The organism is Curtobacterium sp. A7_M15, assembly GCF_030705415.1.
Classification (GTDB): domain Bacteria; phylum Actinomycetota; class Actinomycetes; order Actinomycetales; family Microbacteriaceae; genus Curtobacterium.
Genome location: NZ_JAUZED010000121.1, coordinates 1 through 10,627, shown reverse-complemented (window position 1 = coordinate 10,627; position 10,627 = coordinate 1). Strand labels below are relative to the sequence as shown.

Here is a 10,627-nt window from a genome sequence, read left to right as displayed (position 1 = left end):
CGCGGGTCGGGCCCGACCCGCGCCTCCCGTCCGTCAGACCCGGAGGTCCACCGCGGACGGCGCGCGGACGCCGTCCACCTCGACGACCACACGCTCGCCCCAGAACGCGACGCGGCCGCGGACCGCGGCCACCGCGGGGAAGGGGTCCGGGTAGGACCACGCGACGTCCTCGACGGTTCCGTCCGGGCGCCGGACGCCCCAGTACGCGGTCGCGTGGCCCTTGTACGGGCACTCGCTGACGGTGTCGGTGGCGACGAGCTCGTCGAACCGGACGTCCTCCTGGGGGAGGTACCAGCGCGTCGGCAGACCGGTCTCGTAGACGGCGACGGGCGAGCGGGAGTCGGCGAGCACCCGTTCGCCGTCCCGGACGACGACGTGCCGACTGCTCGGCAGGGCGTCTACCCGGTTGTGCGGGTCGCGCGGGTGGGTGATGACGCGCTCGTCCTCCTCGTACCAGGCGTCCAGGACCCCCGGGGTCCAGGTGACGCCGAGCCACCCGTCGAGGCCGTCGTCGTCCCACGACCAGGCGACGTGCGGCACGACCCGGTCGGGGAGCTGGAGGTGGTACCAGCGCCGGGCCGGGCGCACCGGACGCCACGACCGGCCGGGCGCGGGCGCGTCGTCCGCCGGCGACAGGAGGTCCGTCCGGACGTCGCTTCGCGGGATCCCGTACTCGGGGACCTTGTGCCCGGCCTCCCACACGAGGATCGGCGCGCGGGTGTCGACGACCGTCAGGCCGTCGACGACGGCCCGCACCCAGCGACTGCTCGGTTCCCACGTGAGGTGGTCCGGCAGGGCGGGGTGGCGACGGCGGAGGGTGTCGGATTCGGCGGGGTGCGGCACGCCGGTGATCATCCTCCTCGGACGCCGTCCGTGCCCACTCCTACGTTGTGTGACGTAGCGCAACGTTCCGTTACGCCGTCCGTCGTGCGGTGTCGGTGGCCCGTGTTCTGATCTCCCCACTGACGAGGGAGTGTTCCATGACACACGTCGAACGGGCCGCCCGTGTGGCCTCGGTGCCCCTGCGGGTCGCGGTGTTCTCGCACGGCACGGTGGCGCCGCCCGCGGCGCGGGCGTACCGCGACGAGCTCGAACTGTTCACCGGGGCGGGGCGTCTCGGGTACGACGGCGCGTGGGTCAGGCAGTTCCACTTCCGGCACCGGGACGCCCCGGACCGCGGCGGGCTCCCGTCACCGTTCGTCTTCTTCGCCGCCCTCGCCGAGCGCACCTCCACCCTGCGGCTCGGGGTCGGTGCGGTGACCCTCCCGCACGAGGACCCGGTCCGCGTCGCCGAGGACGCCGCGGTGCTCGACGCGCTGAGCGGTGGTCGGGTCGAGCTCGGCGTCGCGAACGGCGGCGGCCCTGAGACCTTCGACGTGTTCGCACCGGACCTCGTCGACGCCGACCGGGAACACCGCCGCGCGGCGTTCGACGGCCGGCTCGCCCGACTGCTCGGAGCGCTCCGCGGGGAGTCGCTCGGCTCCGGGACCGCGCTGCTGCAGCCGGACGGTGCCGCCCTGCTCGACCGGGTCTGGGACGCCACCCTGACCGCCGAGAGCGCCGAGGTCGCCGCGGCCCGGGGACACGGCGTGCTCGTCGGCACCACGCAGACCGTCCCGGCCGAGGTCACCGCCGCCGCCTACCTGGCCGCCCTGCCGGACGGGGTGACGCCCCGGGTCGCGCTCTCCACCGCGATCTACCCGGCCCGCGACCGCGAGACCGCCCTCCGCGAGGCCCGCGACGGCATCGAGGCGAAGTACGCGTGGGGTGAGACGTTCCTGCCCCCGGCGACGACCCTCGCCGAGAAGGCCGCATCGCTCAACCTGCACTACGGGACGGCCGACGACATCGCGGAGTCGATCGCGTCGAAGCCGTACTCCCGGTTCGCGACGCAGCTCAACGTGCAGGTCGACGACGGCTACCGTGACGTCGGCGCCCGCGCGGACGCCCTCGCGCTCTTCGCCGAGCAGGTCGTCCCGCGCATCGGTGGCGTGCTGGCGCACGAGGCGGTGGCGGCATGACGCGCGACGGCGGCCTCGTGCTGGGCGGGATGGTCTTCTACCCGGGCGGCGAACACGTCACGAGCTGGCGGCTGCCCGGCAGCGAACCGGACCAGTACCTCGACGTCGAGTACTACGCCCGGTTCGCGCAGACGCTCGAGCGCGGCGGGTTCGCGACGCTCTTCATCGCCGATGAGCTCTACGTCTGGGACCGCTTCGAGTCCGGCATCGACCACGCTGTGAACATCCGGACCGAGCCCTTCACGCTGCTCGGAGCACTGTCGCAGCGGACCGAGCACATCGGACTCGCGGCGACGGTGTCGACCACGTACAACGAGCCGTACCACGTCGCCCGCAAGCTCGCGTCGCTCGACTTCCTCAGCGAGGGGCGCGCCGCCTGGAACCTCGTCACGAGCGCCTCCGACGAAGAGGCCTGGAACTTCGGACGCGACGCCAACCTCGACCACTCCGTGCGCTACCGTCGCGGCGCCGAGTTCGTCGACGTCGTGCAGGGGCTCTGGGACAGCTGGGACGACGACGCCTTCCTCCACGACAAGGAGTCCGGGTACTTCGCCCGGCGCGAAGGCCTGCACGTCCTCGACCACCAGGGGGAGTTCTTCCGGGTGCGCGGTCCGCTCAACATCGCCCGACCGCCCCAGGCCCACCCGGTGCTGTTCCAGGCCGGTGCGTCGGAGGCCGGGCGCGCCCTCGCCGGAGCGAAGGCAGAGGGCGTGTTCACCCTCTGGCAGGACGCGCTGCCCGACGCGCAGGCCCTCTACGCCGACTACAAGCGTCGGGCGGTCGAGAACGGCCGCGATCCCGCGTCGATGCTCATCCTGCCGGCGGTGTCGCCCGTCATCGGGGACACCGAGGCGGACGCGCTGCGGCAACTCGACGAGATCGAGGAGCTCACCCCGGACCGCGTCTCGCTCGACCTGCTGTCCCACTACCTGCAGACGGACCTCTCCGACCGACCGCTCGACGAGCCGTTCGAGCACGTGTTCGACGAGTCCGCGGTCACCCAGTCCAAGTCGGTCTACGAAGCCGTCCGCCGGATCGCCGCCGATGCCCGCACGCTGCGCGACGTGTACCGGACGATCCTCCGCCGCCGGTTCCTCCCGGGGACGCCGGAGCAGATCGCCGACTGGCTGACCGAGCGCTACGAACAGGACGCTGCGGACGGTTTCATGCTGGCGTTCTCGTCGATCCCGGTGAGCGTGGACCGGTTCGTCGACCAGGTCGTCCCCGAGCTCGAGCGGCGCGGGGTGTACGACCGCTCCTACCGGGGAACGACCCTGCGGGAACACCTGGGACTCGTCCGTCCCGCCAGTCGGTTCCGCACGCAGGGGGTGTCCGCATGAGCGGCCGGATCCTCCTCGGGGCGTTCGCCTTCCACCCGGGAGGAGCCCACGTCACGGGGTGGCGGCACCCGTCGTCGCGCCCTGCGGAGCACCTGACCATCGGCCACCACCGGCACATCGCGCAGACCGCCGAGCGCGGGTTCTTCGACACGCTGTTCCTGGCGGACGGCCTGTACTTCTGGGACCGCTACTCGTCGGGCGTCGACCACTACGGCGCGCTCCGGCCGGAGCCGTTCACACTGCTCGCCGCGCTGTCCCAGGTGACGACCCGCATCGGACTGGCCGCCACGGTCTCGACCACCTACAACGAGCCGTACCACGTGGCGCGGACCATCGCCTCACTCGACCACCTCAGTCGGGGGCGCGCCGCCTGGAACCTGGTCACGAGCCGGTACGACGAAGAAGCGCGCAACTTCGGTGGCGACGAGCACATCGACCACTCCCGCCGGTACGAACGCGGCCGTGAGTTCGTCGACGTCGTCAACGGGCTGCTCGACAGCTGGGACGACGACGCCATCCGCGCGGATGCGGCCTCCGGCATCTTCGCCGACCGCGACGGACTGCACCGGCTCGACCACGACGGCGAGTTCTTCCGTGTGCGCGGACCCCTCAACATCGCCCGGCCGCCGCAGGGTCATCCGCTCCTCTTCCAGGCCGGCGGCTCCGAGTCCGGCCTCGAGCTCGCCGCCGACACCGCGGACGCCGTGTTCACGCGCGGCGGGTCCGCGGCCGACGTCCGTCGGTTCGTCGACGACCTGCGTGCTCGAACGGTCCGACACGGTCGGGCTGCCGACGCCGTGAAGATCATGCCCTCGGTCATGCCGGTCGTGGGGGAGACCGCGGCGGACGCCCGTGCCGAGGCGGACGCGATCCTCGCGCTCACCCCGGACGCCCTCATCCTCGAGGACGTGTCGCACCAGATCGGGCAGGACCTGTCCGGGCGTGACGTCGACGTGCCCTTCGACTACGCCGAGGAGTTCGATCTGTCGAACGAGACGCGATCGCCGAAGCCGGCGGTCGAGCGGCTCCTCGCCGACGGACCGGCGACGCCACGGGACGTCTACTCGTGGTCGTACCGGCGGAGCCTGCTCACCGGGACCGGGCCGGAGATCGCCGACCGGCTCGAGGAACTCGCGGACGACGGCGGAGCGGACGGCTTCATCGTTCAGTTCCCGTACCTGCCGGGCGGCATCGACCGGTTCGTCGACCACGTGGTGCCCGAGCTCCAGCGCCGCGGACGCACCGCGACCGCCTACGACGACCTGACCCTCCGCGAGCGGTTCGGGCACGCCCGTGTCCCGGACCGCGCCCACCGCTGACCGCCCGACCCTCCCTTCCCTTCCTTCCTTCTCATCTCAGACCAGGAGTCCATCGTGACCGTCGACCTCACGTCGCGACGGCGTCGCCTCAAGCGCCTCGCCCTCGCCGCCACCGCAGCCGCCCTCGCGCTGATCCTCGCCGCCTGCTCCTCCAGTGGGAGCGGTGCTTCCGGATCATCGTCGAGATCCGGCACGTACACGCTCGGGCTCCAGGAGCCCGACAGCACCATCAACCCCCTCACCACGTCCGACTACAACGCGATGTTCATCGTCGGACTGGCGTCCGAGGGGCTGCTCAGCCAGGACGCTGCGGGCAAGCTCGAGGGCCGCCTCGCGAAGTCCTGGAAGGACTCCTCCGACGGCCGCACGTGGACCGTGACCCTCCGCGACGGACTGGAGTTCTCGGACGGGTCCTCCCTGACGAGCAAGGACGTCGTCGCCACGTTCGACTCGATCATCGCGAAGGACAGCCAGTCGCCCGGCAAGTCGAGCTTCGACGGCATCCTGTCATCGGTCGCGGCCGACGGCGACACCGGCGTGACGTTCTCCCTCGCGAAGCCCTACGCGGACTTCCCGTACCTGCTCACCGGCTCGAACACCACGATCCAGCCGGCCGGGTTCCAGGCGTCGACGAACTGGGCGAAGAAGCCGGTCGGCGCCGGGCAGTTCGTCCTGTCGGAGTACTCCGCCGGGCAGGGCGTGACGTTCACGAAGAACCCGAAGTACTGGGACGCGAAGGACGTCGACCTGCAGAAGCTCGACATCAAGTTCTTCGCCGACGAGCAGGCCGAGCTCCTGGCCTTCCAGAGCGGCGAGATCGACCAGATCACGTCCAGCCCGACCGTCGCCACGACCCTGAAGGGCTCCGACCACAAGGAGACCGAGCCCTACTACAACAAGTTCGACGGGATCTTCCTCGACGTCACCAAGGCGCCGTTCGACGACCCGAAGGTGCGCGAGGCGTTCGCGCTCGCGCTCGACCGCAAGGAGATCGTCAAGACGGTCTACGGTGGCGACGCCGCGATCGGCAACGACACCACGTTCTTCCCGAGCTCGGCGATCCAGCCGAAGGGCCTCGAGCAGCGCGAGCAGGACACGGCGAAGGTCAAGGAGCTGCTCGGCGGCAAGACGATCTCGTTCGAGATCACGACGCTCGACTCCGAGAAGGAACTCGCGCAGGTCATCCAGCAGCAGCTGGAGGCGGTCGGTGGGTTCACGGTGACGCTCAAGGTGCTGACGAGCGCGCAGTACTACGCGGACGGAGCAGACACGCCGTGGCTCAACGCCCCGGTGACGATCACCAACTGGGCGCAGCGCCTCCCCGCGCAGTACATCGACCTGATCTACCGCGCCGGCGCCGTCTGGAACGCGTCGAAGTACTCGAACCCGAAGCTCGAGGACCTCGTCGACCAGTACGAGTCCACCACGTCGGAGTCGGAGCGCCAGGACATCGCGAACCAGATCGGTGAGATCGAGTGGACCGACCTGCCGGTGATCGTGCCGGCGTTCGCGTCGACGAAGATCGTCCTGCAGCAGCGTGTCACCGGCACCTTCCGGTCCGGGCAGGACTTCCCGGGCGGGTTCGACTTCCGCGGGATCGGGGTCAGCTCGTCATGAGCACCGCGCGCCGCCGTCGCCTCCTGACCCTCGTCGGGCAGCGGGTCGTCCAGATCCCGCTCGTCCTCGTCGTGGTCTCGATCCTGACGTTCTGGCTGGTCCAGGTCGTCCCCGGGAACCCCGGGCGCAACGCGCTCGGGCAGTACGCGACGGCGGCGCAGGTGCGCGCTTGGAACGCCGACCACGGACTCGACGGCTCCCTGGTGGAGCGGTACCTGCACTGGATCGGCGGGTTCGTCACGGGGGACTGGGGCACGAGCTTCGTGTTCTCCGAACCCGTCCGCGACCTCGTGCTCGGTCGGCTCGGGAACTCGCTCCTGCTCGGGGCGTACGCCTTCGTCGTCATGGTGCCGGTCGCCATCGCGCTCGGTGCCCTCCAGGCCTACCGACAGGGACGTCGTTCCGACCGCGCCGTGACGGTCGGGCTGCTCACGATCTCGGCGGTGCCCGAGTTCGTCGTCGGCATCGTCCTGCTGCTCGTCTTCGCGGTGTGGTTGCGCGTGGTCCCGGTGCAGGCCGCCGGTGCACTCGACGCCGGCTTCGGTGAGCGGCTCCGGGTGATGACGCTGCCGGCGGTGGTCCTCGCGCTCGCCTACCTCGCCGTGCTCACGCGCATGGTGCGGGCGGGGACCATCGAGACGATCCGGTCGCAGTTCCACCGGACCGCCGTGCTGAAGGGCCTCACCACGGGCCAGATCGTCCGACGGCACGTCATCCGGAACGCTCTCATCCCGACGTTCTCCGTCCTCGGGATCTACCTCGGCACCCTGCTCGGCGGGAGCGTCATCGTCGAGACGCTCTTCTCGTACCCGGGGTTGGGTGCCCTCCTCGTCACCGCTGCGGAACGGAAGGACGCCCTCCTGCTCGAGAGCGGCGTGATGCTGGCCGGTGCGCTGTCCCTCGGTGCGCTGCTGCTCACCGACCTGCTCTTCGTGGTGGTCGATCCACGCATCCGCTTCGAACGGCAGGCGACCGCATGACCGCCGTCGTCCCGGGCGCGCTCGACACCGACGCCCGCACCGCGGTCGAACCGGTCCAGGCGGTCGCCGGCAGGGTCACGCGTCGTGGGTGGCGAGCGCTGCTCCGGCGTCCGACGTTCCTGGTGTCGGTCGCCATCCTGCTCTGGTGGCTCGTGCTCGCGGTCGGGTGGCACGCCTTCGGGCTGCAGCCGTTCGCGAGGACGGGCGGGCTGCTCCAGGCCCCGAGCGCCGCACACTGGTTCGGTACGGACTCGCTCGGTCGCGACGTCTTCGCGCGGGTCGCGGCGGGCGCCCGTCCGGCGCTGGTGATCGGCCCGTTCGGTGCCGCGCTCGCCACCGTCCTCGGCGGGACGCTCGGCCTGGTCGCCGGGTACCACCGCGGCTGGGTGGACACCGCGCTCATGCGGTTCTTCGACGTGCTCCTCGCCCTGCCGAGCCTGATCTTCCTCGTGGTGCTCGTCGGGGCGTTCGGCGTCTCGACCCCGGCTCTCGTGCTCATCGTCGGGGTGCTGTTCGCGCCGGGCATCGCGCGCATCGTGCGCGCCGCTGTCCTCGTCGAGATGGGCAAGTCCTACGTGCAGGCCGCCCGGCTGCAGGGTGAGAGCTCGCTGCGGGCGATGCTGACCGAGCTCCTGCCGAACGTGCTCGGCGTGTTCGTGATCCAGGCCGTCCTGAGCCTCGGCGCCGCGATCTTCATCACGGCCTCGCTGTCCTTCCTGGGGCTCGGCTCCCAACCGCCGGCTGCGGACTGGGGTCTCGACATCAACGCCAACCGCGCCTACCTGCAGGCCGCCTGGTGGACCGTCGTGTTCCCCGGGGTCGCGGTCGCGTCGATCGTCGTCTCCGCGAACCTCATCGCCGACAACCTGAAGGAGGTGACCGAGTGACCGAGCCACTGGTGCGGGTCGAGGGGCTCACCGTCGCGTACCGGGGCGTCCGGGTCGTCGATGCGGTGTCGTTCACCATCGAGGCAAGCGGGTCCTACGGCCTCGTCGGGGAGTCCGGGTCGGGGAAGAGCACGGCGGCGGGGACCCTCACCGCCTCGCTCGGGCCCGACGCCGACGTCCGGGCCACCACGATCGACGTCGACGGTTCGGACGTCCTCGCCCTGCGCGGTGAACGGCTGCGCCGCTTCCGTCGCGACGTCGTGGCGGTCGTGCACCAGGAGCCCGGCCTCGCGCTGAACCCGACGATGCCGGTCGGCCGGCAGGTCGCCGAGGTGCTCCGCGCGATCGGGGCCGGACACCGCGAGGCCGAGGTCCGCACCGTCGAGGCGTTCACCCGGGTCGGGCTGCCCGACCCGGACACGATCGGCGTCCGGTACCCGCACGAGCTGTCCGGCGGACAGCAGCAGCGTGTCGCGATCGCGATGGCCCTCGTCTCCCGCCCGCGGCTGCTCGTGCTCGACGAGCCCACGACCGGTCTCGACAGCACCGTCGAGGCGGGGATCATGGCGCTCATCGACGAGCTGCGCGAGGAGACCGGTTTCGCCACGCTCCTCATCAGCCACAACCTGCCGCTCGTCGCGGCGCACTGCGACCGGGTCGGTGTGCTCCGCCGCGGTGTCCTCGTCGAGGAGGGCTCCGCCGCTGCGGTGCTCGGTGCGCCGTCCGATCCCTACACGGTGCAGCTCGTCGAGGCGCTGCCGGACATCACCGCGGGCAAGGCGGCGCGCGGGACCACCGACGACGAGGTGCTCGTCCGGGTCCGTGGCCTCCGCAAGGAGTACGACGGGGCGGTCGCCCTCGACGGCATCGACCTCGACCTGCACCGGGGCGAGATCCTCGGCGTCGTCGGGGAGTCCGGGTCCGGCAAGACCACGTTCGGACGGGCCCTCGCCGGCCTGGTCCGTCACGACGGCACGATCACCACCGCCGCGTCCCCGGACGACGACCGCGGGCGGCGCACGCGGTCCGCCCGGAGCGACGACCGCGGGCGACGGACACCGCCCGTGCAGGTGGTGTTCCAGAACGCCGACGCGTCGCTCAACCCCAGGAGGACCGTCCGCCAGGTGCTCGGCCGCGCGATCCGACTGCTCGGCGGGGAGGGCAGCGCCGAGGACCTCGCCGCCCGGGTCGGACTCGACGCCGAGGTCCTCGACCGTCGTCCGGCGCAGCTCTCGGGTGGTCAGAAGCAGCGCGTCGCCATCGCCAGGGCGTTCGCCGGCCCCGTCCCGCTGGTGGTGTGCGACGAGCCGACCTCGGCGCTGGACGTGTCCGTCCAGGCGCGGATCCTCGACCTCGTGCTCGACCTGCAGCGCACCACCGGGACGACGTGCGTGTTCGTCTCGCACGACCTCGCGGTGGTCCGTCGCGTCGCCGACCGGATCGCGGTGATCGACGCCGGACGGATCGTCGACGTCGTCCCGGCCGAGCGGCTGTTCGACGAGGGTCGGCACCCGCGCACCCGCGAGCTCGTCGAGGCTGCCTTCGACCTCCGTCGGCGCGCGGGTCTGGTCGCACCGGTGCCCGGCGGGGTGGTCGACGCGTGACGAACGGGCGGGCGCACGGGCGTCCGCGGTAGCGTGCCGCCATGAGCGACGACTCCGTCACCGACCACGCCCGTGACCGCCGCATCGCCGTCGTGACCGGCGGCGGGAGCGGCATCGGCCGCTCCGCCGCACGCGCACTGGCCGCCGACGGGTGGACGGTGGTGGTGGCCGGACGACGGCGTGGGCCACTCGACGAGATCGCCGAGACCTCGACGCGGATCGTCCCGGTGGTCGCGGACGTGTCGGTCGAGGCGGACGTCCGACGGCTCTTCACGGAGGCGGTCGCACGGTTCGGCAGGCTCGACCTGCTGTTCAACAACGCCGGCACCGGTGCACCGGCCACCCCGCTCGACGAGATCACGCTCGACACCTGGAACGCGGTGCTGGACGTGACCCTCACGGGTTCGTTCCTCTGCGCCCGGGAGGCGTTCCGGATCATGCGGACCCAGACGCCACAGGGCGGCCGCATCATCAACAACGGGTCGATCTCCGCACATGCGCCGCGTCCGCTGTCCGCGCCCTACACCGTGGCCAAGCACGCGGTGGCCGGTCTCACGAAGCAGCTGCAGCTCGACGGTCGGCCGTTCGGCATCGCCTGTGGTCAGATCGACATCGGCAACGCCGCCACCACGATGGGAGCGGGTGCCGCGGACGGCACGCTCCAGGCGGACGGCTCGATCCGCCCCGAGCCGACGATGGACGTCGCGGAGACGGGCCGCGCGATCGCGTACATGGCCGGGATGCCGGCCGGGACGAACGTCCCGAATCTGACGGTCATGCCGACCGCCATGCCGTTCGTCGGTCGCGGGTAGTGCGCGCGAGCACCTGACGGACGGGAGGCGCGGTGCCAGCTGGCACC

At 71.7% G+C, this 10,627-nt stretch carries 9 protein-coding genes; 8 read left to right on the top strand and 1 reads right to left on the bottom strand.

The window, feature by feature from the left end:
- Window positions 1–33 precede the first annotated feature (33 nt).
- Entirely contained in the window at window positions 34–843 is an 810-nt protein-coding gene (locus tag Q7F20_RS16105; protein WP_305741083.1) for a DUF427 domain-containing protein, read from the bottom strand.
- Window positions 844–980: 137 nt separating this feature from the next.
- On the opposite strand from Q7F20_RS16105, the gene Q7F20_RS16100 reads away from it, so the two are divergent.
- The 8 genes from Q7F20_RS16100 to Q7F20_RS16065 are packed head-to-tail and all read left to right on the top strand — an operon-like array spanning window position 981 to window position 10,580.
- Entirely contained in the window at window positions 981–2,021 is a 1,041-nt protein-coding gene (locus Q7F20_RS16100) for an LLM class flavin-dependent oxidoreductase (protein ID WP_305741082.1), read from the top strand.
- Window positions 2,018–3,361 (top strand): LLM class flavin-dependent oxidoreductase, encoded by a 1,344-nt coding sequence (locus Q7F20_RS16095; protein ID WP_305741081.1) that lies wholly within the window; start codon window positions 2,018–2,020, stop codon window positions 3,359–3,361. Before Q7F20_RS16100 ends, Q7F20_RS16095 begins: the two co-directional genes overlap by 4 nt.
- Window positions 3,358–4,680: an NtaA/DmoA family FMN-dependent monooxygenase gene (locus tag Q7F20_RS16090; RefSeq protein WP_305741080.1), complete on the top strand. Its 1,323-nt coding sequence runs from the start codon at window positions 3,358–3,360 to the stop codon at window positions 4,678–4,680. Before Q7F20_RS16095 ends, Q7F20_RS16090 begins: the two co-directional genes overlap by 4 nt.
- 54 nt (window positions 4,681–4,734) lie before the next feature.
- Window positions 4,735–6,297 carry an ABC transporter substrate-binding protein gene (locus Q7F20_RS16085; protein WP_305741079.1) on the top strand — a complete coding sequence of 521 codons (1,563 nt, stop codon included), beginning with the start codon at window positions 4,735–4,737 and terminating at the stop codon, window positions 6,295–6,297.
- Window positions 6,294–7,277 (top strand): ABC transporter permease, encoded by a 984-nt coding sequence (locus Q7F20_RS16080; protein ID WP_305741078.1) that lies wholly within the window; start codon window positions 6,294–6,296, stop codon window positions 7,275–7,277. The genes Q7F20_RS16085 and Q7F20_RS16080 overlap by 4 nt, the downstream gene beginning before the upstream one ends.
- Entirely contained in the window at window positions 7,274–8,164 is an 891-nt protein-coding gene (locus Q7F20_RS16075; protein ID WP_305741077.1) for an ABC transporter permease, read from the top strand. Before Q7F20_RS16080 ends, Q7F20_RS16075 begins: the two co-directional genes overlap by 4 nt.
- Complete coding sequence (locus tag Q7F20_RS16070) at window positions 8,161–9,768, top strand: ABC transporter ATP-binding protein (RefSeq protein WP_305741076.1); 1,608 nt, start codon at window positions 8,161–8,163, stop codon at window positions 9,766–9,768. The genes Q7F20_RS16075 and Q7F20_RS16070 overlap by 4 nt, the downstream gene beginning before the upstream one ends.
- Before the next feature lie 41 nt (window positions 9,769–9,809).
- The gene (locus Q7F20_RS16065) at window positions 9,810–10,580 is read left to right on the top strand and encodes an SDR family oxidoreductase (RefSeq protein WP_305741075.1); all 771 of its coding nucleotides are present in this window, start codon (window positions 9,810–9,812) and stop codon (window positions 10,578–10,580) included.
- Window positions 10,581–10,627 lie beyond the last annotated feature (47 nt).